At 67.0% G+C, this 25422-nt stretch carries 29 protein-coding genes; 11 read left to right on the forward strand and 18 right to left on the reverse strand.

Annotated features, from left to right (window positions below; translation table 11 throughout):
* Positions 1–13 precede the first annotated feature (13 nt).
* Together CLU86_RS16410 and CLU86_RS16415 are read right to left on the reverse strand one after the other, a co-directional pair.
* On the reverse strand, positions 14–409 hold the full coding sequence (locus CLU86_RS16410; RefSeq protein WP_143226003.1) for a hypothetical protein: 396 nt from the start codon (positions 407–409) through the stop codon (positions 14–16).
* Positions 410–503: 94 nt separating this feature from the next.
* Positions 504–1424, reverse strand: coding sequence for a LysR family transcriptional regulator (locus CLU86_RS16415; RefSeq protein WP_099743636.1), 921 nt, complete (start codon positions 1422–1424; stop codon positions 504–506).
* Between the two features lie 73 nt (positions 1425–1497).
* Between CLU86_RS16415 and CLU86_RS16420 the strand changes: the two genes are divergently transcribed.
* The 4 genes from CLU86_RS16420 to CLU86_RS16435 all read left to right on the forward strand — a co-directional run bounded on the left by CLU86_RS16420 (position 1498) and on the right by CLU86_RS16435 (position 5315).
* On the forward strand, positions 1498–1848 hold the full coding sequence (locus CLU86_RS16420) for a protocatechuate 4,5-dioxygenase subunit alpha (RefSeq protein WP_099742348.1): 351 nt from the start codon (positions 1498–1500) through the stop codon (positions 1846–1848).
* 212 nt (positions 1849–2060) lie between these two features.
* Complete coding sequence (locus tag CLU86_RS16425; RefSeq protein WP_099742349.1) at positions 2061–2906, forward strand: class III extradiol dioxygenase family protein; 846 nt, start codon at positions 2061–2063, stop codon at positions 2904–2906.
* 225 nt (positions 2907–3131) lie between these two features.
* Positions 3132–4424 carry a putative DNA modification/repair radical SAM protein gene (locus CLU86_RS16430; protein WP_099742350.1) on the forward strand — a complete coding sequence of 431 codons (1293 nt, stop codon included), beginning with the start codon at positions 3132–3134 and terminating at the stop codon, positions 4422–4424.
* A 15-nt stretch (positions 4425–4439) separates the two neighbouring features.
* Entirely contained in the window at positions 4440–5315 is an 876-nt protein-coding gene (locus CLU86_RS16435; RefSeq protein WP_099742351.1) for a TIGR03915 family putative DNA repair protein, read from the forward strand.
* A gap of 85 nt (positions 5316–5400) precedes the next feature.
* On the opposite strand, the gene CLU86_RS16440 is transcribed toward CLU86_RS16435, so the two are convergent.
* Complete coding sequence (locus CLU86_RS16440) at positions 5401–6438, reverse strand: pyridoxamine 5'-phosphate oxidase family protein (protein ID WP_099742352.1); 1038 nt, start codon at positions 6436–6438, stop codon at positions 5401–5403.
* Positions 6435–7100, reverse strand: coding sequence for a glutathione S-transferase family protein (locus tag CLU86_RS16445; protein ID WP_099743637.1), 666 nt, complete (start codon positions 7098–7100; stop codon positions 6435–6437). The genes CLU86_RS16440 and CLU86_RS16445 overlap by 4 nt, the downstream gene beginning before the upstream one ends.
* A gap of 109 nt (positions 7101–7209) precedes the next feature.
* Here CLU86_RS16445 and CLU86_RS16450 point away from each other — a divergent pair, with 109 nt between their 5' ends.
* Positions 7210–8133, forward strand: a complete 924-nt coding sequence (locus tag CLU86_RS16450) for a LysR family transcriptional regulator (protein ID WP_099742353.1) — start codon at positions 7210–7212, stop codon at positions 8131–8133.
* 67 nt (positions 8134–8200) lie between these two features.
* Here CLU86_RS16450 and CLU86_RS16455 read toward each other — a convergent pair whose 3' ends face one another.
* The 6 genes from CLU86_RS16455 to CLU86_RS16480 form a co-directional block, all read right to left on the reverse strand.
* Positions 8201–8551 carry a hypothetical protein gene (locus tag CLU86_RS16455; RefSeq protein WP_143226726.1) on the reverse strand — a complete coding sequence of 117 codons (351 nt, stop codon included), beginning with the start codon at positions 8549–8551 and terminating at the stop codon, positions 8201–8203.
* A 15-nt stretch (positions 8552–8566) separates the two neighbouring features.
* Positions 8567–9040: a peptidylprolyl isomerase gene (locus tag CLU86_RS16460; protein ID WP_099743638.1), complete on the reverse strand. Its 474-nt coding sequence runs from the start codon at positions 9038–9040 to the stop codon at positions 8567–8569.
* A gap of 170 nt (positions 9041–9210) precedes the next feature.
* The gene (locus CLU86_RS16465) at positions 9211–10278 is read right to left on the reverse strand and encodes a pirin family protein (RefSeq protein ID WP_099742355.1); all 1068 of its coding nucleotides are present in this window, start codon (positions 10276–10278) and stop codon (positions 9211–9213) included.
* Positions 10279–10417: 139 nt separating this feature from the next.
* Complete coding sequence (locus CLU86_RS16470) at positions 10418–11764, reverse strand: hypothetical protein (RefSeq protein ID WP_099742356.1); 1347 nt, start codon at positions 11762–11764, stop codon at positions 10418–10420.
* Between the two features lie 294 nt (positions 11765–12058).
* The gene (locus CLU86_RS16475; protein ID WP_099742357.1) at positions 12059–12544 is read right to left on the reverse strand and encodes a DUF1579 domain-containing protein; all 486 of its coding nucleotides are present in this window, start codon (positions 12542–12544) and stop codon (positions 12059–12061) included.
* A gap of 34 nt (positions 12545–12578) precedes the next feature.
* Positions 12579–13007, reverse strand: a complete 429-nt coding sequence (locus CLU86_RS16480; protein WP_099742358.1) for a VOC family protein — start codon at positions 13005–13007, stop codon at positions 12579–12581.
* Positions 13008–13119: 112 nt separating this feature from the next.
* Between CLU86_RS16480 and CLU86_RS16485 the strand changes: the two genes are divergently transcribed.
* On the forward strand, positions 13120–13785 hold the full coding sequence (locus tag CLU86_RS16485) for a TetR/AcrR family transcriptional regulator (protein WP_099657057.1): 666 nt from the start codon (positions 13120–13122) through the stop codon (positions 13783–13785).
* Positions 13786–13912: 127 nt separating this feature from the next.
* Here the strand turns inward: CLU86_RS16485 and CLU86_RS16490 are convergent, their stop codons facing one another.
* Positions 13913–14899: a YafY family protein gene (locus CLU86_RS16490; RefSeq protein ID WP_099742359.1), complete on the reverse strand. Its 987-nt coding sequence runs from the start codon at positions 14897–14899 to the stop codon at positions 13913–13915.
* A 146-nt stretch (positions 14900–15045) separates the two neighbouring features.
* Here CLU86_RS16490 and CLU86_RS16495 point away from each other — a divergent pair, with 146 nt between their 5' ends.
* From CLU86_RS16495 to CLU86_RS16505, 3 genes are read left to right on the forward strand one after another with little or no spacing between them, the layout of a single operon-like run.
* Entirely contained in the window at positions 15046–15774 is a 729-nt protein-coding gene (locus tag CLU86_RS16495; protein ID WP_099742360.1) for an NIPSNAP family protein, read from the forward strand.
* A 19-nt stretch (positions 15775–15793) separates the two neighbouring features.
* A complete protein-coding gene (locus CLU86_RS16500) occupies positions 15794–16423 on the forward strand; it encodes a glutathione S-transferase family protein (protein WP_099742361.1) in 630 nt (209 codons plus the stop codon).
* Between the two features lie 25 nt (positions 16424–16448).
* On the forward strand, positions 16449–16976 hold the full coding sequence (locus CLU86_RS16505; protein ID WP_099742362.1) for a hypothetical protein: 528 nt from the start codon (positions 16449–16451) through the stop codon (positions 16974–16976).
* 103 nt (positions 16977–17079) lie between these two features.
* Here CLU86_RS16505 and CLU86_RS16510 read toward each other — a convergent pair whose 3' ends face one another.
* The gene (locus CLU86_RS16510; protein ID WP_099742363.1) at positions 17080–17982 is read right to left on the reverse strand and encodes an oxidoreductase; all 903 of its coding nucleotides are present in this window, start codon (positions 17980–17982) and stop codon (positions 17080–17082) included.
* Positions 17983–18171: 189 nt separating this feature from the next.
* Between CLU86_RS16510 and CLU86_RS16515 the strand changes: the two genes are divergently transcribed.
* Positions 18172–19152: a LysR family transcriptional regulator gene (locus tag CLU86_RS16515; RefSeq protein ID WP_099742364.1), complete on the forward strand. Its 981-nt coding sequence runs from the start codon at positions 18172–18174 to the stop codon at positions 19150–19152.
* Between the two features lie 91 nt (positions 19153–19243).
* On the opposite strand, the gene CLU86_RS16520 is transcribed toward CLU86_RS16515, so the two are convergent.
* Complete coding sequence (locus CLU86_RS16520) at positions 19244–19804, reverse strand: DUF1439 domain-containing protein (protein WP_099742365.1); 561 nt, start codon at positions 19802–19804, stop codon at positions 19244–19246.
* 352 nt (positions 19805–20156) lie between these two features.
* On the opposite strand from CLU86_RS16520, the gene CLU86_RS23245 reads away from it, so the two are divergent.
* Entirely contained in the window at positions 20157–21935 is a 1779-nt protein-coding gene (locus CLU86_RS23245; protein WP_099742366.1) for a methyl-accepting chemotaxis protein, read from the forward strand.
* Between the two features lie 181 nt (positions 21936–22116).
* Here the strand turns inward: CLU86_RS23245 and CLU86_RS16530 are convergent, their stop codons facing one another.
* The 5 genes from CLU86_RS16530 to CLU86_RS16550 all read right to left on the reverse strand — a co-directional run bounded on the left by CLU86_RS16530 (position 22117) and on the right by CLU86_RS16550 (position 25409).
* Positions 22117–22368, reverse strand: coding sequence for a hypothetical protein (locus CLU86_RS16530; RefSeq protein ID WP_099657064.1), 252 nt, complete (start codon positions 22366–22368; stop codon positions 22117–22119).
* Between the two features lie 230 nt (positions 22369–22598).
* Positions 22599–23474, reverse strand: a complete 876-nt coding sequence (locus CLU86_RS16535; RefSeq protein WP_099742367.1) for a PA4780 family RIO1-like protein kinase — start codon at positions 23472–23474, stop codon at positions 22599–22601.
* A 31-nt stretch (positions 23475–23505) separates the two neighbouring features.
* Entirely contained in the window at positions 23506–24324 is an 819-nt protein-coding gene (locus CLU86_RS16540) for a tRNA-uridine aminocarboxypropyltransferase (protein WP_099743639.1), read from the reverse strand.
* Positions 24324–24941 (reverse strand): class I SAM-dependent methyltransferase, encoded by a 618-nt coding sequence (locus tag CLU86_RS16545; RefSeq protein WP_099742368.1) that lies wholly within the window; start codon positions 24939–24941, stop codon positions 24324–24326. The genes CLU86_RS16540 and CLU86_RS16545 overlap by 1 nt, the downstream gene beginning before the upstream one ends.
* Before the next feature lie 87 nt (positions 24942–25028).
* On the reverse strand, positions 25029–25409 hold the full coding sequence (locus tag CLU86_RS16550) for a VOC family protein (protein WP_099657068.1): 381 nt from the start codon (positions 25407–25409) through the stop codon (positions 25029–25031).
* Positions 25410–25422 lie beyond the last annotated feature (13 nt).

The following is a 25422-nucleotide window of genomic DNA, read 5'->3' on the forward strand; positions in this document are numbered from 1 at the left end:
GCTCAGCGGCCTATCAGCGGCACTGCTCAAGCACCTCTTTTTCGGTTTTGACCTCGACGCCTTTGCAGAAATAGAACGGCACTGCGCAATGCAGGTATTTGCGTCCCACATCTTTGGATACGGCCATGCTGGACACGATGGCCGGTGTCGAAGACATCTGGGCCGCAGTACAAGCATCGGCCCGCTTGCCCACCTCACGCAAGCAGTCGTCGTGCGACAGGTTGAAACGTTTTCGCGCATCGGCACATTGCTGCAACGCGACCTCCCGCCAGAGGTTGAGCATCTCGGTGCGCGGAACCGGGTTCGATTCCACTGTTTTCAGACTGTAAGGTGCTTGCGCATGCGCAACTGGTAGCGCGCCCCACAGCGCGATGGCCAACATTGCGGCCATTCGGTTTTTGACGTTCATCATTCCCTCCCTACTCCCCTGCCTAAAGGTCACTAATTCGTTGGCCAACGATTGTGAAGGCCCGCGCCCACAGCCGCCGCAACACCCCCATGCGTCAACTGGATACCTGCAACACCGGCCCCACCACCCCCTCCACCTCGGCCCTCAGCCACCGGTGCGCCGCATCCTGCTGATACCGCGCATGCCAGATCAAATACATCGGCATGGCCGGGCACACCACCGGCACGGGCGCGCTGGCCAGGCCTGCCAGGGCTGTACGGGCCAGCAGCGACGGGGCCGTGGTGAGCAGCGCGGTGCCGCGCACAAACGCGGGTAGCGCCGCAAAGCCCGGCACGCGCACGGCGAAGCGGCGGCGCACGCCACGGGCCTGCAGTTGGCGGTCCAGGTCCAGTCCCCGGTGCGCTTCATACGCCACGGTGGCGTGGTCGGCGGCCAGGTAGTCGGCCTCGGTGGCGGGGGCGCTGCGCACGCTGGCGTCGTAGAACACGCGGTACTGGTCTTCAAACAAACGCTTTTGCACGATGTCGGTGCCATCCGGCGGGCGGGGGCTGATGACGAGCTGGCACGCGTCCGAGCGTAGCAACTCGGCGCTGGGCGCGCCGCTGGGCACGATGCGCAGGGTGACGCCCGGTGCGGCAGTGCGCAGGCGCGCGGCCAGGGCGGGCAGCAGCAGATCACGCTGAAAGTCGTTGGCGGCAATCGTCAGGTCGGTCTGCCACGCTGTTGAATCAAACTCAGCCCCGTGGGCAAACAGTTGCATCTGGTGCAGCATGTCGCGCGCAGGCTGGGCCAGCGCCTCGGCCCGGGCGGTGGGCACGATGCCGCGCCCGCGCTTCACAAACAACGGGTCGCCGGTGATGGCACGCAACTTGTCCAGCAGGTGGCTTACCGCCGACTGGGTGACGCCCAGGCGCTCGGCCGCCGCCGTGATGCTGCCCGTCTCCAGCACCGCCAGCAGCAGCTTCAGCAGGTGCCCGTCCAGCTGTGATCCATCGAATTTGCTCATGCATTCGATGATCTTTTCCCCCTTCATCTTTGGCAATGGCGCCTTGACACTGCGCTGACTTACATCAAGACCTGGAGACACCATGCCTTCCAAACAGCCCCCGATTCCCGGCACCACGCCGTTCGACGGCGACCAGGCCCGCAAGGGCTATGCGCTGAACAAGATGTGCTTTTCGTTCAACGACGAGGCCAATCGCAAGGCCTTTGTGGCCGATGAAGAGGCGTACATGCGCAAGTACGGCCTGAACGAGCAGCAAGCAGCCGCCATCCGCGCCAAGAACGTGCTGCAGCTGATTGCCGCAGGCGGCAACGCCTACTACCTGGCCAAGTTCGCGGGCATCTTCAAGCTGGACATGCAGGACATCGGCGCGCAGCAGACGGGCATGACCAAAGACGAATTCAAGGCGATGCTGGTGGCGGCAGGACGGGACTGACCTGCGCTGAGCCCACCTCTTTCCAGCACCACCCCACCCGTTCACGCTGAGCCTGTCGAAGCGCCGCACCACCAACGCGCCCCGGCTTCGACAGGCTCAGCCCGAACGGATGGGGGCAGCAGCAGCCCCAACAACCCCAGCAGCCACAACGCTGCGCAACGCGCGCGGCGGGTTAGCCCACCACGCCCTCAAACACTGAACTGGAGACTCACATGGCACAACTCATCGGCGGCCTCGGCACCTCGCACATCCCGGCCATTGGCAACGCCATCCACAAGGGCCTGCAAAACGAGCCTTACTGGAAGCCATTTTTCGACGGTTTCCCCCCCATCCGCCAATGGCTGGGCGAGAAGAAGCCGGACGTGGTGGTGATGTTCTACAACGACCACGGCCTGAACTTCTTTCTCGACAAGATGCCAACCTTTGCCGTGGGCGCAGCGGCGCAATACAACAACGCCGACGAAGGCTGGGGCATCCCCACGTTGCCGCCCTTCCCGGGCGAGGTGGACCTGTCGTGGCACCTCATCAACACGCTGATCGAGCAGGAGTTTGACGTGACCACCTGCCAGGAGATGCTGGTGGACCACGCCTGCACGCTGCCGCTCAAACTCTTCTGGCCCGAGGGCGATTGCCCCGTGACGGTGGTGCCGGTGTGCATCAACACCGTGCAGTTCCCGCTGCCATCGGCCAAGCGCTGCTACGCCCTGGGCAAGGCCGTGGGCCAGGCGATCCAGAGCTGGGGCAGCGACAAGAAGGTGGCGGTGATCGCCTCGGGCGGGCTGAGTCACCAGCTCGACGGCGAGCGCGCGGGCTTCATCAACAAGGCGTTTGACCTGCAGTTCATCGAGAGCCTGACCACCAACCCCGAATGGGCCACGCAGTTCAGCGTGCACGAGCTGGTGGAAAAGACCGGCACGCAGGGCGTGGAATTGCTGATGTGGGTGGCCATGCGGGGCGCCCTGGCCACTGCGAGTGCGGGCGTGCGCCGGGTGCACAGCAACTACCACATCCCTATCTCGAATACCGCCACGGCGGTGATGGCGCTGGAGGCGGTGTAACGCAGCGGTGTAGGTCGGGTTAGCCCAATGGGCGTAACCCGACAGGGAACGGCTGGAGCGATGGTGTCGGGTTACGCTGCGCTAACCCGACCTACGATTTAGCACTTTTTTGGCCTCTAGCGCCTGTCCATAAAGCGCTGGCAGCTATCAATTTTGAACCATCACGCCCCCGGGACTTTTACCCCAGGGCTGGTGCCGAGCCTCTAATTACTGTAAATTCATACAGTGAATTTACAGTCCAAACTCGCCATCCTGGCCGACGCCGCCAAGTACGACGCCTCTTGTGCATCCAGCGGTGCTGCGCCGCGCAACTCCGTGGGCGGGCGCGGCATGGGCTCGACCGAGGGCATGGGCATCTGCCACAGCTACGCGCCAGACGGGCGCTGCATCTCGCTGCTCAAGATTCTGCTCACCAACTTCTGCCAGTACGACTGCCTGTACTGCGTGAACCGGGTGACCAGCAACGTGCCCCGCGCGCGCTTCACGGTCGATGAGGTGGTGCGGCTCACGCTGGATTTTTACCGCCGCAATTGCATCGAGGGCTTGTTCCTGTCCAGCGGCATCATCCAGAGCCCCGACTACACGATGGAGCAGGTGGTGGAGGTGGCCCGCGTGCTGCGCGAAGAGCACGACTTTCGCGGCTACATCCATCTGAAGACCATCCCCGATGCAGCGCCGGAGCTGATGGAGCGCGCAGGCCGCTATGCGGACCGCCTGTCCATCAACATCGAGCTGCCCACGGCCGAGGGCCTGAAGGCGCTGGCCCCTGAGAAAAACAGCGCCGCCATCGACCGGTCCATGGCCCGCATGGCGGTGCACATTGGCGAATCGCGTGCGGCGCGCAAGGAGCAAGCCGCGCAGGCCATCGTGTCCATGCCGCAGTCGCGCACCACGCGCCGGGCCAGCGCGCCGCTGTTTGCGCCCGGCGGGCAGAGCACGCAGATGATCGTGGGGGCGGATACGACCAACGACCGCACCATCCTCGCCACCAGCGCGCGGCTGTACGGCGTGCACCGGCTGCGGCGCGTGTACTACTCGGCCTTCAGCCCCATTCCCGACGCAGCCCGCGCCCTACCGCTGGCCGCACCGCCCACGGTGCGCGAGCACCGGCTGTACCAGGCCGACTGGCTGATGCGCTTTTACGGCTTCACCCACGACGAGATCGTGCCGCCTAGCCAAGGCGCCCCAGGCTGTCAGGTGGGCATGCTGGCGCTGGACATGGACCCCAAGCTGGCCTGGGCACTGGCGCACCGCGAGCGCTTTCCGGTCAACCTGAACACCGCCCCGCGCGAACTGCTGCTGCGCGTGCCGGGTTTTGGTGTACAGACGGTGGACCGCCTGCTGGCCGCCCGCCGCGTGCGCCGCCTGCGGCATGCGGACCTGGCGCGGCTGCATGTGCCATTGAAAAAAGTGCTGCCCTTTGTGGAGGCGGCCGACTACCGCCCTGGGCGTTCGCTAGACGCAGCGGACCTGGCTGCGCAACTGGCGCCGCCGCCGGTGCAGCGCAGCCTGTTTTGAGCGCGAGAGGCCCGCATGCAGCGCAACACCATTACGCTGGACCATCCCACTGACTGGCAAGGCTTTCGCACTGCCGCGCGCGCCCTGGTGCAAGCCAACGTACCCCCACAGGCCGTGGACTGGCGCTGCCAAGCCGATGCGGCCAGCGACCTGTTTACGCACGAGCCTCACAGCCACAACGTCCTGCCACCACCAAGCCCCGATGCGCCCGCGCTGCGCGTACCGCCCGACTTTGTGCACCTGTGCGAGCAACTCATCCTGCACCGCGACCCCGCCCGCGTTGCGCTGATGTACCGCCTGCTGTGGCGCATGGCGCAGGGCGGCCATGACGCCGACGCCGCGCGGCACGACCCACTCGACGCCGACCGCATGCTGGCCCACCACATGGCCCGTGCCGTGGCGCGCGACAAACACAAGATGCACGCCTTTGTGCGCTTTCGGCCTGTGGTGGAGCCCGATGGCCAGACCCTGCACATGGCCTGGTTCGAGCCCGACCACTACATCACCGTGGCCAACGCGGGCTTCTTCATCCGCCGCTTCACGCAGATGCGCTGGACCATCCTCACCCCCGATGCCAGCGTGCGCTGGGACGGCCAACAGCTGCACACCGGCCCCGGCGCGCAGCGCAGCGACGCGCCACCGCCCGACGCAGGCGAGGCGCTGTGGCTCACCTACTACCGCCACATCTTCAACCCCGCGCGGCTCAAGCTGACCATGATGAAAAAAGAGATGCCCACGCGCTACTGGCACAACCTGCCCGAGGCCGCGCTCATCACCGAACTGGCACAGACGGCGCACGAGCGCAGCGCGAAGATGGTGGAGGCCGAGGCCACCACACCGCGCAAGATGATTGCGCCGCTCAAGCGCCCAAGACCCATGGAGCTGGAATGAGTCGGCCTCTCCGCACATGAAACCCCATTCGGGCTGAACCTGTCGAAGCCTTGCGCGGCGCTTCGACAGGCTCAGCGTGAACGGTTCAAGTGGGTTGGCGCCGCCCCTGAACGCCCGAGGCCTGACGCATCGCACTGAACTGCGGCGCGGGCTGCGCCACCGTCCACCGCCAGGGCAGTGCCTGCGCGCGCCACACGCCACCCAGCACCAACAACCGCAGCACACGCTGCGCGCCGGGCCATGGGGCGCGCTCGGCCTCGCCCCACAGCAGCTCGGCGCGGGCGGCCACGTGCAACAGGCCGCCGTCTTCGTAGTCCACCCACAGCAGCCCGGCCAGCGGGTGCTGGGCGAGGTTGCCCAGGGTGTTGAAAAACAGGTTGCCGGGGTAGTCGGGCAGCCACAGTTCCAGGCCTTCTGCGGTGTGCTTGGCCTGCACAAAGCCGGGCTCGCCACCCCGGTGGGACATGTCCACGCCCTCGCCCCGCTGCTGCCCGGGCCGGGGGGCCGAGGCGCTGGCAATGAACAGCGTGTCGCTGCGCGCAATGAGGGCCAGCGCGGCGGCATCCAGCGACGGGCCCAGCGGCTGGGCAGGTTGCGGTGGCGTGACGGCGGCGCGCAGGCCCGGTGCGCGGGCCTGGATGTACTTGGGGCAGTTGCCAAAGCTCTGCGCCACCGTGATCGACAGGCCCTGCTGCGCGCCCCAGCGCACCACATGGCCGTTCATACGGTTGCGGCGGCGCGTGTGCGGCTCCAGCCCCAGCACGCCCACGGGTGCGCCGGTGCCGTGCGCGGCCAACGCCGCGAGGGCAGGGTCAGCGGGGTCGGCCGGGTCGATGGCCGCTGCAATGTCCATGCGCTGCGCGTGGGGCGTGTGCACAAAGCCCGGTGGGCCCGCCAGCATGGTGGCCCAGGGCTGGCCCTGTGCGTCGAGTGCGCCCAGCAGCAGCGTGGGCAGTTTTTCGAACAGCTCGCGGTGCTGGTCAGGCATGTGGTCGCGCACCACCACTTCGCCCACGGCGGCCATGCGCTCGCGCACGCCTGCGCGGGCCTGCAGCGCCTGCTCGCCGGCGTGCCAGGCGCTGGAGGCGGGGCCTTCGCTGCCGCCTGTGGGCAGGGCGGTCATGCGGCCTCCGCAGGCTGAGGAGTCACACCGCTGAGGTGGTCCAGCAACGGCACATAGCCGGGCAGCGCCTGCAGGCGTGCCACCCAGGCGGCGACGCGCGGGTAAGCAGCAGGCAGCGGCAGACCGGCCAGATGGGCCTGCGAGGTGTAGCTGACCATGGCCACATCGGCCAGGCTGGGCGTGGCGCCGCCCAGCAGCCAGTCGCGCCCCTGCAGCGCGGCTTCCATGAAGTCCAGCAACCGTCGGCCTTGGGCCTGGGCGACCTCGTTGATGGGCTTGCCCGTCAACGTCGCAAAGCGCGGCCCACCAACGCCCGCCGCCAAAAAGCCCGCAGCCAGGCTGAGCCAGCGCTGCAGCTGCGCCTGGCTTACGGGGTCTTGCGGCATCCATGCACTGCCGGGCGCGTAGCGCTGCACCAGGTAGACCAGGATGGCGTTGCTGTCGCTCAGCACCACGTCGCCATCCACCAGCACGGGCACCTGGCCCAGCGGGTTGAGTGCACGGTGCGCGGGCAACTGGTGCTCGCCTTGCAGCAGGTTCACCTCCACCAGCCGATGGGGCAGGCCTAGCAGGGACAGCAGCAGCTCCACACGGTGGCAGTGGCCGGAAATGGCGGTGCGGTGCAGCGTGAGCGGGGCGGCGGGAAGGTGGGTGGCGGCCATGGGGTGCATCCTTGTCAAAACAGGTTCTGTGAAGGGCTCAACCTTATCTATTGCACTTGGCGGCGGGAATAGCGATAGTGCGTCTTTCAGAATTTCGAGAGACGCAACAATGGACCACCTCGACACCCTGCGCTGCTTTGTGACCGTGGCCGATGCGGGCGGCTTTGCCGTGGCGGGGCGGCGGCTGGGCTGCTCGGCAGCGGCCGTCACGCGCGCCATTGCGGCGCTGGAAGCGCGGCTCGGTGTGCTGCTGTTTCAGCGCAGCACGCGTTGGGTGCGGCTGACGGAGGCCGGCGAGCGCTTTCTGGCCGACTGCCGCCCCATCCTGAGCGACCTGGCCGAGGCCGAGCAGACCGCCAGCGGCGCGCAGGTGCAGCCGCAGGGGCTGCTGTCCATCACCGCGCCGCAGATGTTCGGCATCCAGCATGTGGCGCCCATCGTGTTGGGTTTTCTGCAGGCCCAGCCGCGCGTGCAGGCGCGCACGCTGTTTGTGAACCGCCTGGTGCACCTGCTGGAAGAAGACATGGATGTGGCCGTGCGCATTGCCCACCTGCCGGATTCGGGCCTCACCGCACTGCCCGTGGGCGCACTGCGGCGGCTGGTGGTGGCATCGCCCGAGTACCTGGCACGCCACGGCGAGCCACAGCACCCGCAGGACTTGGCGCAGCACCAGGCGATTGCGTTCTCGTTCGATGCCCGCGCCGCTGCGCCCTGGAAGTTTGGCGACGGGCTGGTGGGCCAGCCGCAGATCGCGTGGATCAGCAATGCGAACGAGGTGGACATTGCCGCCGCAGAGGCGGGCCTGGGCCTGACGCGCTGCCTCGCCTACCAGGCGGCGGCCAGCCTGCGCGCGGGGCGGCTGCGCATTGTGCTGGCCGGGTTTGAGCCCCCGCCGGTGCCCGTGCACATCGTCTACCCCGCCGGGCGGCGGGCACCCGCCAAGGTGCGGGCGTTTGTGGAGTTTGCGCGCGAGCGGCTGGCGGCCGAGCCGGTGCTGCAGGGCCGGGGGCTGGTGCGGGGCGGAAGGCGCTGATTCTTGATATTTTTTGGCCGTTACCGCGCGTCCATCATGCCCAAACAGCTATCAAATAGAGAGCAACCTAGCGAAGAGAAGGGCTGGTGAACCAGATCGCGGCGATGACCAACCCCAGCGCCACACACAGCACCAGTGCAGACGCCGTCTGGCCCGGTGTTTCGTTGAACTCGAAGTGAAGGATGCCGGACACCGTGTCGGCCACCGCATCGGCAGCGCGGGCGCGAAAGATGAAGCCCAGCACCGCAAACGCCGCCCCGCTGTACTGCACCCAGTGGCGCATCACCGGGTCCATGCCCGGGCCGTCGTAGTTCAGTGAATGCGCCACGCCATACAGCCACCAGCCCGCCACGCCGATGAGGGCGCCAAAGAACAGGCCGATCAGCGCATAGCCCAGGCGGTCCAATAACCCTTGCACGGCGGGGTGGCCCGATCAGTGCTGGTGCCCGTGGGCGCCGTGCACGTGGCGGTGGGCGATTTCTTCGGCGCTGGCAGCGCGCACGGCCGTGACCTTGCAGCTGAACTTGAGCGCTTCGCCCGCCAAGGGGTGGTTGCCGTCCAGGTGCACTTCAGGGCCTTTGATCTTGACCACGTTGAACACGGCGGGCTGGCCATCAGCGCCCACGCCCTGCAGTTGGCCGCCCACCTTCACGCCGGGCGGGAACTCGCTCTTGGGGATGGTGCGCACCAGGCTTTCATCGCGGGCGCCAAAGGCGTCTTCCACGGCCAGGTCGATGTTGGCAGTGAAACCCACGGCCTGGCCTTCCAGCGCGGCTTCGACCTTGGGGAAGATGTTTTCATAGCCACCGTGCAGGTAGGCCAGGCTGCCGGAGTCCAGCGGCTTGCCTTGGGGCGTGGTCACCTTGTAGGTGATGGTGACTGCGGAGTCTTTGGTGATGGTCGTCATGCGGTGTGCGCCTTGGGCTCGGTTGCGGGGGTGTGCAGCCGGGGCCACACACCAGTGAAATCAAAGCCCGCATTGTCCACGACGCAGCGCCCCCACCAGCGCCCCGCCCCACCCACCAGGGCTGGCGGTGGGGTTACCCACCAGAGCGAGGCTCAGCGGGTAAGCGTGGCTTAGCCTGCGGCGGCGCCGGGCACCTCGTCCTCAGACTGACCCGGGTAGCGCGCAAACCGGCGCGCCTCAGGCCCGTGCACGGGGTCGCTCTCAGGCCAGGGCCAGCCGCCGAACTGGGTGCGGCGGTAGTCTTGCATGGCCTGCATGATTTCCTGCTGCGTGTTCATCACAAACGGGCCGTACTGCGCCACGGGCTCACCAATGGGGCGGCCTTGGAGCAGCAGGCATTCCACCGCCGTGGTGCCGGTGTTGACCAGCTCCCAGCTCTGCCCCGCCACGATCTCCAGTGCGGCGTGGCCCGCCAGGGCCTGCGGGCCCACGGTGAGGCCGTTGCCCACAAAGTAGTACAGCATCCGGCGCGTGCCCTGGCCGGTGGCGGCGGGCAGCGTCCAGCGGGCTCCGGGCTCCAGGTGCAGCGTCCAGATGGCCACGTCCGCATCCGGCTGCGAGGCCCAGGATTCGGGGGGCGGGCTCAGCGGAGCATCAGCGCCGGGCAGCGCGCCCGCCACCACGGTGACGGTGGTCAGGCGCCCGTCGGCATCATGGTGTTGCAGGCGCGGGATGCGCTCGTTCCAGAGCATGGTGAAGTGCGGCTCCACCATCTTGTTCTTCGCGGGCAGGTTCAGCCAGATCTGAAAGAGTTCGAGCGGATTGGGCTCGGTGGCTTTGAGCAGCGGGAACATCTCAGAGTGCTGGATGCCCTTGCCCGCCGTGACCCACTGCACATCGCCCCCGCCAAAGCGCGCAACAGCGCCCAGCGAGTCGGCGTGGTCAATGAGCCCCTTGCGCACCAGCGTCACCGTCTCAAAGCCCCGGTGCGGGTGGCCCGGGAAGCCGGGCACGGTGTCGCCGTGGTACATGCTCCAGCCGTCCTTGCGGCTGAAGTCGCGGCCCATCTGGCGGCCCTCCAGCGACACGGCGGGCGCAAAGGCGCCGTCGCCTGCGGGGTAGGCATCGTCGTGGTGGGCGCAAAACAGAAACGGGTCCATCGTGGGCCACAGCGGGCCCAGGGGCTGGGTTTGCAGCACGGGCATCAGGGCGGTGGCAGCGGTGGTGGGCAACGACATACGGGGCTCCTTGTGAAATGCGCCGCCCCTGTCGGGCGGCACGCAGGGTGAATATGGGGCCCGCAGGCCAAAACATAAGTGCGACGGCTGGAACAGTGCAGTGCGCCAGACAAGACAGTGGGCACCGCCGAGGCTGCGCTCAGCGCACGCCCTGCTGCGTGGCCAAGGCGCGCAGCGGCGCGTCGTTAAAAATCCACAGCCCCCAGTGGCCCTGCACCGTGGCCAGATCGGCCTCGCTGCCGGGCTTGATCCAGGCCAGCCGACTCTGCGCGCCGGGCAACTCGATGGGCGGGATGTGGGCGGCGTCGGGGCTGATGGGTTTTGCCCAGCCACCGGCCAGAGCAAAGCGGTGGGTGTGCCACGCATCGGCGCGGCCCAGCAAGGCGGAGTGGACCAGCAAGGGCTCGATCACAAAGGCCACCGCGGCCATCCACAGCACCGCAGCAAAGGCCAGGGCGGGCTTGGACAAAGGCACGGAGGGCTGCTTCGTGGGCACCGGAACCGGTTGCGAGGCCAGATAGCGACGCCACGCCTGCCACGCCGCGGCCCACACGGCCAACGTGCCCACGGCCCAGGCGGCGCGAGCGGCCCACCCCGGCGAGGCGTGCAGGTGCACATTGGGGGCGGCCACCATCAAAAACAGGCCCACCACAAACACCAGGACTGCACCGCCGAGCAGGGTCAGAACCTCGGGCTGGCGGTTCAGGTCGGTGCTGAAGGAGTTTGGAATGCCCGGCCACGGCAAGGCCACATCCGGCAGGGGGGCGTAATGCTGCAGTGCGCGAACCAAACGCAGATTTTCGAACGCCCCTGACAACATGACATCGTTGCCGGGCCCCGACCAGGGTTGCGACAAGTCCCATCGTGTAAGCGCCGATTTCAGACGCGGGCGTGGCGGATCGCCAGGCCGAAACCAGAAGGCCGGCCGCAGCACGCGTTGCCGGCCTTTGCCGAGTTGCAGCACGATCTCTGCCCACGCCATCGGGCTGATGTTCCCGTTCAAGACATCTGTACGGCGCGTGGTGATACCGCGCACCTCGCTCCAATCAACCTGCCAGTTCTGCCCAAACAGGTGGTGCAAGCCCAGCGGCATCCGGTGCTCTTGGCGCAAGCCTTGCGGAGTGATGTAGAGCTTGAGGTGGCGATTCCACAGCCAGCGCATTCCCCAGAAGGACGCCCAAACGAACAGGTACAGACAAGGCAGCCACGCAGCGTCTTTTGCCCGCATTTTTTGCACAACGTCTGCGCCCATGGCCCGCCAGCCTTCCCAGCCCACGTTGGGATACGTGCGCAGCAGCGTCCATGCCACAAAGGCCAACGCTACCCCGATCAATCCACCCAACAGCAGCCATTGCACGCGCAAGCTGACGACGGGCACTTCATGCGATGTAGCGTGGCGATACACCAGCATCTCTTCGCTCTGGCAGTTTCGCTCTTCAAGGAGATCGGTGGGCGGCACAGGCGCAAGGGCGTTTTCAGTCGGCATGGAGTCGGGTAGAAGAGGACAAGGCCGGTGGATTATCTGGCGCGGCCTCCGGCCAAACCCCAAGGGTTGCGTTACAAGGTATTTCAGCCGCCCCGGCCTGAATCCGCCCCTCCAGCCGCCGTGTGCCCTAAGGCGCTGTGGGTGCCAACTTGCCTGAGGTTTGCGCAGGTGCGGCCCTAACCCACGGTAGCCAGCCCCCACCCAACATGCTAGCCATTTCAGCCTCTAGCGCAGTATCTACAAGCGCTAGCAGCTACACATTCAATAGCAAATTACCACTTGCCAGCGCAGCGCTCACCCCACGCGCCGGTAGCCAGCGCGCATGAAGGTGTTCCAGTGGCCGTCGGGCTGCAGGCCTGCAGAAGTGAGGGTGCGCTCTTGCGGGCTCAGCAGGGTGATGGTGTCGCGGTAGCGTGTGGTGCTGCCGTCGCCCGTGAAGCTGGGGCCTTCGGTCTCCAGCGTCAGCACGCGCTGGTCGGCGTCGAGCGTGCCGCGGTACACAAACATGTGCGCCATCATCGAGCCCACCCAGCTGCCGCGAAACACCTGCTGCGCAGGGTCGTAGCCCAAGGTCATCAGCATGCGGGCCTCAACGCCGCCGGGCATGGTGCCGGTGCCTTCGCACAGCACCCAATAGTCGCCCAGCGCCCGCACCTGCTCGGCGCCGGTGCCGCGCTCAGGGGGTTGGCCGGGGCCCATGTCGGCCTCGGAGGTACAGGTCCAATCGCCCACCAACTGGTGCAGCCAGCGGTGCAGGGCATGGGGTTCGGTGGTCATCATGGCGATCTCCGGGAGGGTGGTTTCAGCGAAGTCGTCACTGCGGCACCACCACCATCCAGCCGACGCCGAACTTGTCGGCCACCATGCCAAAGGCGGGCGAGAAGAACGTCTTGGACAGCGGCATCTGCACCTGCCCACCCTCGGCCAGTGCGTTGAACAGGCGCTGCGCCTCGGCCTCGCTGGCCGGGCTCAGCGCCAGCGAGATGCCCTGGAACGTGGGCTTGCCCGAGCCCATGCCGTCGGACGCCATCAGCACCGTCTCGCCCACCGTGAAGGCGGCGTGCATCACCATCTCGGGCGTGGGGCCGGGGCCAGGGCCTTCGCTGCAGCCCTGCCCGGCGGCGGGCTCGGGGTTGTCCTTGTAGCGCATCAGCATGGTCACCTGCGCGCCCAGCGCGCTGCGGTAGAAGTCCAGGGCCTCTTCACAGCGGCCTTCAAACATCAGATAGGGCTCAACTCTCATGGGATCTCCTGCGGGATGGAACGGACGGAGTGGCAACGGTGCAAACGTCATTGTGAACACCGTCCACAAACAATAGCAAAGATAATGGACAGTGTCCACATCCAAGCTGTCCATGACCGTAACCCCCCGCAACAAAGCCGCCACATCCAGTGAGCCCACCGCACGCACCACCTACCGCCACGGCGACCTGCACCGTGCGCTGCTGGACGCAGGCATCGAACTGGCGCGCCAGGGCGGCCCGGATGCGGTGGTGCTGCGCGAGGCCACACGCCGCGCGGGCGTGGCGCCCAATGCGGCGTACCGCCATTTCGCCAACCGGGACGACTTGCTGGGTGCCGTGCGCGCTGCTGCCGTGGCCGCCGCCGCGCGGTCCATGGAGACCGAGCTGACCCAGGTGCCCACCACCGGCACGCCCACAGAGCAGGCCCATGCCAAGGTGCGCGCCGTGGGCGCCGGCTACCTGCGGTTTGCGCACGCCGAGACAGGGCTCTTTCGCACCGCCTTCGGTGGCCGCTTCACGGTGCAGCAAAACCCAGACCCCGCCATGGGTGGCGCCACAGGACTCAACCCCTTCCAGCACCTGAGCGCTGCGCTGGACGACCTGGTGGCCGCTGGCGCCCTACCGCCCGCACGCCGCCCCGGGGCCGAATACCTGGCCTGGTCCACGGTGCATGGCATGGCGCTGCTGGCCATCGACGGGCCGCTGCGTAGCACGCCCCAGCAGATGCTGGACCAGCTGAGCCAGCGGTTGCTGGACATGGTGGAACGGGGGCTGTGAGCACACCGCGCACGCCGGGTCCACTCAAGAACTGCCTTGGAACAGGCTTCGATGATCTTAGGGGCTGGTAGCGCCCACAAACAATGCCCTTGCTGCTATTTAATTTGCAGCAGATATTGCCCGTTCCTCATCCGGCCGCCAGCCCATACAGCCGCGCCGTGGCCTGCACCCGCACCACCAGCGCGCGGCGCAATGCCGCGGGCCGCAGCACCTCCACCTGGGGTGACAGTCGCATCAGCTGCCCGCAGGCATGCTCCACCGACTCGATGGGGATCGTCACGGCCGTGCGGCCATCCTTGCGGCGGGACGGTGGCGCGGCGGCCACTGCGCGCGCCACGGCGCTGCTGAGGACGCGCAGGCCCCGCAGGCCAGCGGGCGTGGCCAGCAGCACAGCCTCACCCGTGTACAGGCCCGACTCAAAACGCTGGATCGACGCGGCCCAATAGGCGGGCAGATCAAAGCGCGCGGGGCGTCTGGCCGACTTGCCCTGCACGGTGGCCGCCAGGATGTTCGAGACCCGGTACGTGCGAGGCGCGCGCTCGTCCGCGCCCGTGGGCATGGCCACCAAGTACCACACGCCCGCCTTCAGCACCAAGCCCAACGGGCTCACAGTGAGCTCCACGGTGTCCGTCCAACTGGTGTAACGCATCGCGATCTGGTGGCCGCTCCACACCGCTGCGGCCACCGTGGGCAGGTGTGGCGTGGGGTCGCTCTCGCGGTACCAGTCCACCGGGTCCAGGTGCAGGCGGGCACTCACGCGCTGGGCGTCCTCGCGCCAGGCGGCGGGTAGCGCGGCCAGCAACTTCAGGCGCGCACCCGCCACATCGCCGCCCAGGCCCAGGTCCTGCGCGGGGCCGGGCAGGCCGCTCAAGAACACGGCCTGCGCCTCGGACGGCGTGAGCCCAGTGAGCGTGGTCTTCCAGCCCGGCAACAGCGCAAACCCGCCATGGCGCCCGCGTTCGGCATAGATGGGCACGCCGGCCGCGCTGAGCTGGTCCACGTCGCGGTAGAGCGTACGCACCGACACCTCCAGCGCATCGGCCAGCGCTGGCGCACTCATGCGGCCGCGCGTTTCCAGCAGCATCTGGAGGGACAACAAACGGCTGGCGCGCATGGGGTCTGGCAACGGTGGGGGAAAGATGGGCCAAGAGGCAGAAAGCGAAAGATAGCGCAAATACATGCCATGAGTTGGCAGGTATAGCTGCACACACTGCAGGCTTGTCTTTGCCTTGTTGCCACCACACCTTTTCAGGAGCCCGCATGCCCGCCACCGACCTCAGCCCCATCGTCGAACTGCGCCAGTACACCCTGCACCCGCAGCAGCGCGACGTGCTCATCGACCTGTTCGACCGCGAGTTCATCGAGACCCAGGAAGCGCACGGCATGCGCGTGCTGGGCCAGTTCCGAGACCTAGACCAACCCGACCTGTTCGTCTGGCTGCGCGGCTTTGCCGACATGGACACGCGCCGCCGTGCGCTGGCAGCCTTCTACAGCGGGCCCGTGTGGGCCGCGCACCGCCATGCGGCCAACGCCACGATGATCGATTCTGACAACGTGCTGCTGCTTCGCCCTGCGTGGCCCGGTGCGGCGTCCGCACTGCCGCATCACGCTCGGCCAGAACCGGGCGCTACAGACACCGCTGCAGGTGTGCTGGATGCCACGGTCTTCTATCTGCATGAGCCAGCCACCCCGGTGCTGCTGGACTTTTGCCGCCATCGCATGGCGCCCACGCTGCAGCGCGGCGGCGCACGCGCCATGGCGTGGTACTGCACCGAAGCCAGCGCCAACACCTTTCCCCGCCTGCCCGTGCGCACAGGCGAGCATGTGCTGCTGGGGCTGGCGCTGTTTCGCGATGCGGCAGCGCCGCAGGCTTTTGCCGACAGTGGCGCCTGGGCGCGGGAGGTAGCCCCGGCGCTCGCGCACTGGCTGGCCCGCGCGCCCGAAACCCACCGGTTACAGCCCACGGCGCGCTCGGCGCTGCATGCCTGACCGGAGCACAAGACACTCCATGCGGACAACCCCACCTTCCTCCCTTCTGCTGTATGGCAGTGCAGGTTCCGGCCATTCGTACAAGGTTCGGTCGCTGCTTTTGCTGACTGAAACCCCGCACCGCTACCAACCCATCGCGCTGGATACGCCCCGGGCCCAACGCCCGGCAGACTTCGTGGCCGCCAGTCAATTTGGCGAAGTGCCAGTGCTTATCGATGACGGCGCCGCCTATTGCCAATCCAACGCCATCCTGGTGCATCTGGCTCAACGCACCAGCGCCTTCTGCGGCGCACCCTCGGAGCGGAGTGCCATCTTGGAATGGCTTTTCTGGGAGACCAATCGCATCGGCTTCAGCGTGCCCAACCTGCGCTTTGCGCTGCGGTGGGTGCCACAGACCGCCGAGGTTCTGGCCTACCTGCGCGAACGTGCCATGGCAGACCTGGCCACGTTGAACGAAACACTCGCAAGCTCGGAGTTCCTGGTTCCCTCCGGCCCCACCATCGCAGACCTCGCCAGCTCGGCATATCTCTTCTGGCTGCCCGAGGCGGGCCTCGCCGCCGAAGACTTCCCCCACGTGGCGCGCTGGCTGAACTCGCTGCGCGCACTGCCCGGCTGGGTTCATCCCAACGATGCCATGGCATCGGCCTGAGAACCGCTCACCACCACCGAACACCATGCAAGACACCGTCACCGATACGACGCCCACCATCGGGTCCCACGCCGCACACGATTTCGACTTCCTCATGGGCCCCTGGCGCATCCGCAACACGCGCTTGGTGCGTCGCCTGGCGGGCTGCCACGACTGGGAGGTGTTCGACGCCACGGGCACCGCGCGCCCGCTGCCCGCGGGCATCGGCAACTGCGACGACTTCACGCCACTCGTGTGGAAGCCGGGCTATGTGGGTATGTCGCTGCGGGTGTACTGCCCGGCATCGCAGCGCTGGAGCATCTACTGGCTCGACAACCTCACGGGCGGCCTGGACCCTGCCACCGGCCAGCTGCTGCCGCCCGTGGTGGGTGGTTTTCAGAACGGCGTGGGCCTGTTTGAAGGCGAGGAGCTGTTCGAGGGTCGCCCGGTGCGCGTGCGCTTTCAGTGGTCGCAGATGCACACCGGCGCGCCGCGCTGGCAGCAGGCGTTTTCGGACGACGGCGGCGCGACCTGGGAGGTGAACTGGGTGATGGAGTTTGCACGGCCGGTGTGAGCGTCGGCAGCCCCCGCAGCACCCAGGCCCAAAAATAGGGGCCAAAACAGCCCATGCCGCGCGGTGGCTGGTCGTTACCAGCTACTAAAACAGGAGCATTGACTCACATCGTCTGAAGCGCCGGCTCCTGCACCGGGAAGTCTGTGGACGCCGCCACCGCGCGCCACTGCGCCGTCTCTTCCGCCACAAAGGCATGTTTGTCGGCAATGGTTTGCAGCGTGTCCGTGCCCAGCGGCAGGCGCAGCGGCGGGTGGGGGCTGGCCACCAGCTGCATCACGGCCTGGGCCAGGCGCACGGGGTCGCCGGGCTGGTTCAGGTTGATGCGACGCGCGGCCTCGCGCACGGCACCGGCACTCGGGGCGTAGTCGTCCAGCACCTGGGGCGACACGGCCAGCGAGGCGCTGTCCAGGAACTCGGTGCGGAAGTACCCGGGCTCCACCACGGTGGCGTGAATGCCCAGCGGCGCCAGCTCGGCATGCAGCGCCTCGGTGATGCCCTCGACCGCGAACTTGGTGGAGCAGTACAGGCCAAACCCGGCGGCCGACTGCACGCCGCCCAGCGACGAGATGTTGACCACATGCCCGGCGCGGCGCGCGCGCATGGCGGGCAGCACGGCGCGGGTCACATGCAGCAGACCAAACACATTGGTGTCGTACAGGCGCAGCACCTCGTCGGCGGTGGCCTCTTCCACCGCGCCCAGCAGGCCGTAGCCCGCGTTGTTGACCAGCACGTCGATGCGGCCGAAACGGTCGAGCGCCGCGCCTGCGACATGGCGAGCCTGGGCCTCGTCGGTCACGTCCAGCGCCAGGGGCAACAGGGCATCGTGCCCGCCAAAGTGCTTTTCGATCGACGCGGCGTCGCGCGACGTGGCGATAACGGCGTCGCCCTGGGCCAGCGCGGCCTCGGCGATGCGCGCACCGATACCGCGCGAGGCGCCGGTGATCATCCAGACGCGGGGGTAGGAAGAGGTGTTATGGGGTGTGGAGGAAGGAGTAGCAACGGCCATGGCGAATGAAGGAGTGAGTGGTGGTGTGGAAAAGGCCCCATCAGGGGTGGACGGGCGTCTTAACGCGCCCGCAGCGATGAACTTTAGGGACGGCATTGCCATTTGAATAGCCCATAATTCAAGGATTCATTGGCAACTCATGGTTGCTAATCCACATCGACTGCGCTCCCTCTTGGGCAATCACACCCCATGGCCATCAACGAACTGCGTGCCATCTTCAACTTTGCCAAGGCCGCCGAAATGGGCAGCCTGCGTCAGGCAGCCGCCGCACAAGGCATCACGCCCCAGGCATCCAGCCAATTGCTGGGGCAACTGGAGTCCCATTTGGGGGTGCGGCTGTTTCACCGCACCACGCGCAGCCTGAGCCTGACCGAGGAGGGCCGGCAGTTCCTGGCGTCTGCACAACCGGGACTGGCAACGCTGCAACAGGCCATACAGGGCGCGCGCAGAGGGGGCGAAGCGATGGCCGGGCCACTGCGCATCGTGGCGCCGCGCTCCATCTTGCTGGAAGTGGTCTGGCCAGTCATCACCGAATTCTGTCGCCGTCACCCGCAAGTGGAGCCCGATGTGCAGTTGGACGACCGCATTGGCAACTGGGTGGAAGACCGCGTGGACGTGGGCTTTCGCTCGGGGTACCCGCCCGAAGGGGGCGTTGTGGCGCGGCGACTGCTAAGCCTGCAACTCATCGTTTGCGCCTCGCCCGCGTACATCGCTCGCCACGGAGCGCCCACATGCATCGCTGATCTGGCCCTGCACCGTTGCAGTGGCTTTCGCCACGCTGCCACCGGCAAGCCCATGCCCTGGGAATTCCAGGTAGGCGATGACATCGTCGCTCGTGACATCCTGCCCGCGTTCTGCACCAACGACATCGAAGTCGAGGCCCGGGCGGTACTGGGCGGCCACGCAGTGGGCCAACTGGTGGGAACCACGGCCGCCCCACTGGTGCGCAGCGGACATTTGGTGCCACTGTTGCCCCAGCATGTAGCGCAGCACCTGGGTTTGTACGTGTACTACGGCAACCGCAAAGCACTGCCCGAAAGGGTTCGTGCCTTCATCGACTTGGCCGTGGAGATGCTGGCCAACAATCCCGCGTATGCCCTCACGCCCCAGGAACTGGGTCTCGCTCAGGCAGAACCGGTGAGGACGCCCCGCGCACGCCAGACAAAGTAATCCCCGCGCAGGGCCCCCCTGGGGGCCCTCCAGGTGAAACAACAGCATGGGCTGGATAGTCCAAACACGCCCCCCCTGCACGGCACCTCGGTCACCCTGGGGGCCTGCGAACAAATGCCACTTCCAGCCCGCTGTCCGTCACGGTGATTGCGCCCGGCTGCAGGCCCAGGCCGTCCAGCAGCGCCAGCTCTTGCGGTTTGACCTGGTGCAGCACCACTTCCATCAAAGACTGCTGGGCCAGCGCGGGGCCGTAGACATTGAGAAGATCGACCACCGCAGGCTGCAGGGTGGGGAACTGCAGCCGCGCCAGCCGCAGCTGGTGGGCGCGCACGGTGCGGTCGCTGGGCTCGTAGCGCAGCGCAAACTCCACCACCAGCTGCCCGCTGTGGGCGCGGCGCAGGGCTTGGCCTGCGGCGTCCACGGCCATGGCGGCGCTCAGGCGGTTGGCAGCAGGCAGCGGGGCCAGTTGGGGCGTGTGCACGGTCAAATCGAGCATGCCCTGCACCGGGTAGCGCAGGGGAAAGCGCTGGGCCACGCGCTCTTGCAGTTGGTCCAGCGACACCGTCCAGCGCGGCAGGGCCTGGGCCAGGCCTGGCAGGCTGGCCAGTGCGCAGGCGGCGGTCAAGTGGTTCAAAAGGGATCGGCGATGCATGGGCTGGGCCACCTGTTCAGAAAAAAGAGAGGGCGCGGGCCCCGGGGCAGGCCAACGCACCCAGGGTCTGAGCACCCTCTGGCCGCAAGGTTGCATGGGCGCCACCGCCCGCAACGCCCAAAAATTCGGGCCCTCAAAACGGTCTGCGCAGACGGCGCCGCCCGATACCCCTGCGTGGCGCTCTGATGTCTGCGGCGTCCTACACCCTATGGGCGATGACCACCGCATACTGCGCACGCCGGTAAAAACAACCACAAATTGCATCATTTGCATGCAAAACAGGCAAACGTCAATTAATTGTCAAAAGCAATGACACCCCTTCCCACCGCTACACGCGGGTGACCCGCAGGCCATGAACTTCCACAACCAAACCATTACCCAAAAACTGACGATCGCATTTTCGGTGCTCATCGCCATCTTGATCGGGGTGTCCATCCTGTCAGTGCACAGCCTCAGCGAATCCCAGCGCGAATTCCAGGACTTTGTCAGCGACGAATTCAGCCGTGGCGGGCTGGCCCGCGACGTGCGGGCGGCCGCCAGCGCCCGCGCCATTGCGGCACGCAACCTGATCTTGCTGAACAGCCCCGAAGACATCAGCGCAGAAACCGTGGCCGTGAAGGCCGCCCACGAGCGCGTGCAAGAGCGCCTGGCCTTACTGAAGAAGGCCCTGGCCGATTCCAAGGAAGCCCAGGCGCAAGAGCGCGAACTGTTCCAGAAGCTCGAAACCATCGAAGCCAAATACGGCCCCGTGGCGCTGGACATTGTGGGCATGGCCCTGGCAGGCAAGAAGGACGAGGCCACGGCCAAGATGAACGCCGAGTGCCAGCCGCTGCTCAAGCAGCTCATCGGCACCACGTCGGAATACACCAAGTTCATCGCCACATCGGGCGACAAGGAAATCCAGAAGGCGGCAGACAAGTTCAGCACCAAGCGCCTCACGCTCATCCTGGCCGCCATCGCCGCCGTGCTGGCCGCCCTGGCGCTGGCCACGCTGATCAACCGCAGCCTGATGCGATCGCTGGGGGCTGACCCGCTGGAGCTAAGCGCCGCAGCCAAGCGCGTGGCATCGGGCAATCTGGGCCCCGTGCCGGGCAGCGCCACCGCGCCCGCCAGCAGTGTGCTGGCTTCGCTGGGCGAGATGCAGGCGGCCCTGGCCAGCATCGTGAGCAGCGTGCGCGTATCGGCCACTTCCATCGAAGCGGGCTCGCAAGAGATTGCCACGGGCAACACCGACCTGTCGCACCGCACCGAACAACAGGCCAGCAACCTGCAGCAAAGCGCCTCGTCGATGGAAGAGATGACGGCCACCGTCAAACAGAACTCTGACACCGCGCACCAGGCCAGCCAGCTGGCATCAGCCGCCCGCTCGGCCGCAGAGCACGGCGGCACCGTGGTGGGCCAGGTCGTCACCACCATGGACGACATCACCACCAGCTCGCGCAAGATCGCCGACATCATCAGCGTGATCGATGGCATTGCCTTCCAGACCAACATCCTGGCGCTGAACGCTGCCGTGGAAGCCGCCCGCGCCGGTGAGCAAGGCCGGGGTTTTGCCGTGGTGGCAGGCGAGGTGCGCACGCTGGCCCAGCGCAGCGCGCAGGCCGCCAAAGAGATCAAAACCCTCATCGAGGCCAGCGTGCAGAAGGTGGAAGCGGGCTCCACCCTGGTCAACACCGCAGGCTCGGCCATGACCGAGATCGTGGGCGAGGTCAGCCGCGTGGCCGACCTGATCGGCGAGATCAGCGCCGCCACGCGCGAGCAGACCACCGGCATCAGCCACATCGGCGGGGCCGTGGCCCAGCTGGACCAGGCCACCCAGCAAAACGCCGCACTGGTCGAACAAATGGCCGCAGCCGCCAGCAGCCTGAACCAGCAAGCCCACGCGCTGGTGACATCGGTGGCGGTCTTCAGCCTGGCAGGTGACGGCATGCATGACGGCACCCCAGCGCTGCACGTACCGCTGCGCCCACAAGTGCTGCAGTCCCAGCCACTCGCACCAGCCTTGCACACACCTCGCAAGCCAGCCGCTACGCACAAGGCCACAGCCAAGCACCCAGCCCCCGCCGCCGTACGCCCACGCCCAGCCGCGACGCCTCAAACGATGGCGATTGGGAGTCGCGCTGAACCGTGAGGAATAGCGCAGTGATGGCCCTGCCATCAAGCGCCCTCAAACACAACGCCCCGGCGCCGCGCAAGACGGTCCGGGGCATTAATTTTTTGCCGAGCCAGAGCATAGGACCGCGCGAGGCCTGCGCAGCGTGAATCAGTTCACTTTTGCAGCAGCACGGCCTGCTGCGGCGGCAGGGCAGCGCTCAGCGCCCCACCACCGACCAGCCAGCCTTCTGGTTGGACTTGTCGTTTTCATATTCCCAGGCGGTGCCGCAGCGGTCGCACACATAGCGGGTGATGGTGACCGAGCCTTGCTCGCGGTCTTCCTTGCGGTTGCCGCGCTGCACCAGCTCGGCGTGGCCCGGGGCCTTGCGCCAGTTGCGCTGGATGCCCTGGCAGGGCTCGCACAGGGTCATGGGGTTGAGTTCGCGTTGGCGGGCTAGTTCTTTGGTCATGTGGGGGCAGCCCTCGGGGGCCGGGGTGTGGGGTGGGATTGCGTGCTGCAGGGCGGCTACTGTAAGGCACCCGTGCGCACATGAACACAGCGGGGCGCACCGTTGACAAGCCAAATTGGACTCTAGCGCTTAATACAAAAGCGCAAGCAGCTATCAAATCAGGAGCAATCTCGCGGCCCCAGCACCTTCGCCATGCGCGCGTTGCGCAGCACCACGCGGTCGGGAAACCGTCAGCCCGCCGCCATGCGCAGCCTGCGCGCCGCGTCTTCGTCGCGTGCGTCGTCGATCTCGCGCAGCACAGCTTGCATGTCCACATCCACGTGGTCGGGGGCATACACGCCGCTCAGCGGGGTCTCGTTGGTCAGCAGGCCGCTTTGGTACAGGCTCCAGATTTCAGGGCCGTATTGGGTGGTGCGCAGCTCGGGGGCGAACTGGCCAAAGAAATCGCGCAGGTTGGCCACGTCGCGCAGCAGCATGCGCTGGGCGTGGTTGTTGCCCGCAGCGTCCACGGCCTGGGGCAGGTCGATGATGACGGGGCCGTCCGCCGCGGGCTGGCCGTCGTCGCCGGGCAGGTGCGCCAGCAGGATGTTGAACTCCGACAAATCGCCGTGCACCACACCCGCACACAGCATGCGCACCACCTCGGCCACCAGCGTGGCGTGGTGGGTGCGCGCGTCTTCGGGCGTAAAGCGCACATCGTTCAGGCGCGGGGCCGCGTCGCCGTGAGCGTCGGTCACCAGCTCCATCAGCAGCACGCCGTCGTGAAAGTTGTAGGGCTGCGGCACGCGCACGCCCGCAGCGGCCAGGCGGTACAGCGCATCGACCTCGGCGCTCTGCCAGGCGGCCTCTTGCTCTTGCCGGCCAAACTTGCTGCCCTTGGCCATGGCGCGGGCCGAGCGCGAGTTCTTGACCTTGCGGTTCTCGGTGTAATCGACGGCTTGGCGAAAGCTGCGGTGGGTGGCTTCTTTGTAGATCTTGGCGCAGCGCGTTTCATCACCGCAGCGCACCACAAAGACCATGGCCTCCTTGCCGCTCATGAGTTGCCGAACCACGGTGTCGATCAGGCCTTCCTCGATGAGGGACTGCAGGCGGGGGGGTGCTTTCATCGGTGCATTTTGCGCCCGGCGCGCAAGCCCCTCAGCCGCCAGCGGTCACATCGCGCAACCGCTGGTGCTCAGGCCCCTGCCAGTCGGGCGGCAGCTGGTGCTTGGCCTGCAGGTAGTGGTGGGTGAACACGTCCAGGTAGGCCTGCAGCGCCTGCGCGGCCAGCGGCTCGCCCGCCAGGTCCAGGCACAGGCCTGCCACTTCCGAGGTGCAGAAGTGGTCCTCCCGGCGCGAGCGGCGCAGCTGGTAGCGCGAGATCTGCTCGGGCTGCAGGCTCAGCACCGGAAAGCGGTCAATGTACGGGCTTTTGCGGAACATCTTGCGCGCCTCGGGCCAGGTGGCATCGAGCAGGATGAACAGCGGGCGTTTGCTGTCGGTGGCGCCTTCAGGGGGCAAGGCCACCTCGGTCACCACCCGCTCAGGCGCCACGAACTCGCCAGGGAAGACCACGTAAGGCTGCCACTGCGGGTCGGCCAGCAAGGCCAGCAGGGCAGGGTCCACCTCGGTGCGCGCCCAGCCAAAGGCAAAGGTGTCGGGCACCACATCGGCAATCAGCCAGCCGGTGTTGCTGGGCTTGAGGGGCTCGATGTCTGCCATGAGCAGGCACACCCCGGCGCGCGTGGGCACCACAGGGCACACGCCGCACAGGCAGTGGCTGGGCACCAGGCGGCAGCCAGGGCAGCGCTCGCCACGCGGGCCGCCGCGCGCCAAAAAGGGCTTGGCGCTGCGCGCCAGCCGCGCCGTGCGCAGGCGGGCCACGGCATGGGGCGACGGGGATTCAGGGCGCGCAGGGGAAGCCGTGGGCGCTTGGGGGCCGCCAGGCGCCTGCGGGGCGAGGGGTGGCAACGGCATCAGCGCCGCCCCGCCTTCTCCAAAGCAAACAGGGGCACCTCGGCGTGCTCGCTCAGCCACACCCCGCCGCCCAGTTCGGTGAAGCCTTCGGCCAGCGTGCGGCGGTACAGGCTGGCGGGGTGCTTGTGCATGCGCGGGTCGGTCACCTGCTCGTCCACCACGTCGTCTTCCCAGTCCTCGCGGGCCACGGCTTCGATGTAGAGCGCGCCTCGGCTCAGGCGGGCCAGGTTGCGCAGGGCTTTTTTCGCATCGGCCTCGTTCAGGTAGGGCAGCACACCCTGGCAAATCACCAAGTCAAACGGCTCGGCCGGGTCGTGGGCGCGGTAGTCCACCACCGATCCACGCTCCCACCCAAAACGCTCGCACAGGTAGCTGCTGAACTCCACGCCATGGAACTGCGCGGTGGGGAAATGCCGCGCCACCACGTCACGCCACAGGCCAATGCCGCAGCCCACATCCAGCACGCGCAGCACCGGCACGCGCAGGTACTGCAGATAGCTGCACACAAACGCACCCAGCCGCTCGGTGTGGGCCGGGTCTACCACGCTGGTTTTCTTGTCAAAGTAAAAGCGCTGGTAGTACGCCTCGTCAAACCTCGTTGCACTGGCAGATTGCATCCGCAGCCGTCCCATCATTCAAAACAAAAAGAGCCTCTAGCGCTTACCAATCAAGCGCCAGAAGCTCTTAAAAATAGAGCAAACCAATCAAGCAGCGGGCCGGTGCAGCACGCACAGCTTGTTGCCGGTGGGGTCACGCAGGTAGGCCAGATACAGCTTGCCGCTGGGGCCTTCGCGATAGCCGGGTGGGTCTTCGCAAGTCACACCACCGCTGGCCACGCCTGCGGCATGCCAGGCATCGGCCTGCTCGGGCGATGTGGCCAAAAAGCCGGTGGTGCCGCCATTGCCATGCGTGGCGGTCTCGCCATTGATGGGGGTAGAGATGCAGAACGTGCCCGTGGGGCTGCGGTAAAAGTAGCGATTCTTGTTGGCCACACCGGGTGGCACGCCCAGGGTGCCGAGGACGGCGTCGTAAAACTTCTTGGACACTTCCAGGTCATTCACACCCAGCATCACGTGACTGAACATTGTTTTGATCTCC

This window comes from Acidovorax sp. 62 (assembly GCF_002754495.1).
In the GTDB taxonomy this organism is placed as follows: Bacteria; Pseudomonadota; Gammaproteobacteria; order Burkholderiales; family Burkholderiaceae_C; genus Acidovorax.

What these genes read in the sequence shown, in the direction of transcription:
- CLU86_RS16410 (WP_143226003.1), bottom strand. Translation starts at nt 409, where the DNA reads ATGAACGTCAAAAACCGAATGGCCGCAATGTTGGCCATCGCGCTGTGG.
- CLU86_RS16420 (WP_099742348.1), top strand. Translation starts at nt 1,498, where the DNA reads ATGCCTTCCAAACAGCCCCCGATTCCCGGCACCACGCCGTTCGACGGC.
- CLU86_RS16425 (WP_099742349.1), top strand. Translation starts at nt 2,061, where the DNA reads ATGGCACAACTCATCGGCGGCCTCGGCACCTCGCACATCCCGGCCATT.
- CLU86_RS16435 (WP_099742351.1), top strand. Translation starts at nt 4,440, where the DNA reads ATGCAGCGCAACACCATTACGCTGGACCATCCCACTGACTGGCAAGGC.
- CLU86_RS16440 (WP_099742352.1), bottom strand. Translation starts at nt 6,438, where the DNA reads ATGACCGCCCTGCCCACAGGCGGCAGCGAAGGCCCCGCCTCCAGCGCC.
- CLU86_RS16445 (WP_099743637.1), bottom strand. Translation starts at nt 7,100, where the DNA reads ATGGCCGCCACCCACCTTCCCGCCGCCCCGCTCACGCTGCACCGCACC.
- CLU86_RS16450 (WP_099742353.1), top strand. Translation starts at nt 7,210, where the DNA reads ATGGACCACCTCGACACCCTGCGCTGCTTTGTGACCGTGGCCGATGCG.
- CLU86_RS16460 (WP_099743638.1), bottom strand. Translation starts at nt 9,040, where the DNA reads ATGACGACCATCACCAAAGACTCCGCAGTCACCATCACCTACAAGGTG.
- CLU86_RS16465 (WP_099742355.1), bottom strand. Translation starts at nt 10,278, where the DNA reads ATGTCGTTGCCCACCACCGCTGCCACCGCCCTGATGCCCGTGCTGCAA.
- CLU86_RS16470 (WP_099742356.1), bottom strand. Translation starts at nt 11,764, where the DNA reads ATGCCGACTGAAAACGCCCTTGCGCCTGTGCCGCCCACCGATCTCCTT.
- CLU86_RS16475 (WP_099742357.1), bottom strand. Translation starts at nt 12,544, where the DNA reads ATGATGACCACCGAACCCCATGCCCTGCACCGCTGGCTGCACCAGTTG.
- CLU86_RS16480 (WP_099742358.1), bottom strand. Translation starts at nt 13,007, where the DNA reads ATGAGAGTTGAGCCCTATCTGATGTTTGAAGGCCGCTGTGAAGAGGCC.
- CLU86_RS16485 (WP_099657057.1), top strand. Translation starts at nt 13,120, where the DNA reads ATGACCGTAACCCCCCGCAACAAAGCCGCCACATCCAGTGAGCCCACC.
- CLU86_RS16490 (WP_099742359.1), bottom strand. Translation starts at nt 14,899, where the DNA reads ATGCGCGCCAGCCGTTTGTTGTCCCTCCAGATGCTGCTGGAAACGCGC.
- CLU86_RS16495 (WP_099742360.1), top strand. Translation starts at nt 15,046, where the DNA reads ATGCCCGCCACCGACCTCAGCCCCATCGTCGAACTGCGCCAGTACACC.
- CLU86_RS16500 (WP_099742361.1), top strand. Translation starts at nt 15,794, where the DNA reads ATGCGGACAACCCCACCTTCCTCCCTTCTGCTGTATGGCAGTGCAGGT.
- CLU86_RS16505 (WP_099742362.1), top strand. Translation starts at nt 16,449, where the DNA reads ATGCAAGACACCGTCACCGATACGACGCCCACCATCGGGTCCCACGCC.
- CLU86_RS16510 (WP_099742363.1), bottom strand. Translation starts at nt 17,982, where the DNA reads ATGGCCGTTGCTACTCCTTCCTCCACACCCCATAACACCTCTTCCTAC.
- CLU86_RS16515 (WP_099742364.1), top strand. Translation starts at nt 18,172, where the DNA reads ATGGCCATCAACGAACTGCGTGCCATCTTCAACTTTGCCAAGGCCGCC.
- CLU86_RS16520 (WP_099742365.1), bottom strand. Translation starts at nt 19,804, where the DNA reads ATGCATCGCCGATCCCTTTTGAACCACTTGACCGCCGCCTGCGCACTG.
- CLU86_RS23245 (WP_099742366.1), top strand. Translation starts at nt 20,157, where the DNA reads ATGAACTTCCACAACCAAACCATTACCCAAAAACTGACGATCGCATTT.
- CLU86_RS16530 (WP_099657064.1), bottom strand. Translation starts at nt 22,368, where the DNA reads ATGACCAAAGAACTAGCCCGCCAACGCGAACTCAACCCCATGACCCTG.
- CLU86_RS16535 (WP_099742367.1), bottom strand. Translation starts at nt 23,474, where the DNA reads ATGAAAGCACCCCCCCGCCTGCAGTCCCTCATCGAGGAAGGCCTGATC.
- CLU86_RS16540 (WP_099743639.1), bottom strand. Translation starts at nt 24,324, where the DNA reads ATGCCGTTGCCACCCCTCGCCCCGCAGGCGCCTGGCGGCCCCCAAGCG.
- CLU86_RS16545 (WP_099742368.1), bottom strand. Translation starts at nt 24,941, where the DNA reads ATGCAATCTGCCAGTGCAACGAGGTTTGACGAGGCGTACTACCAGCGC.
- CLU86_RS16550 (WP_099657068.1), bottom strand. Translation starts at nt 25,409, where the DNA reads ATGTTCAGTCACGTGATGCTGGGTGTGAATGACCTGGAAGTGTCCAAG.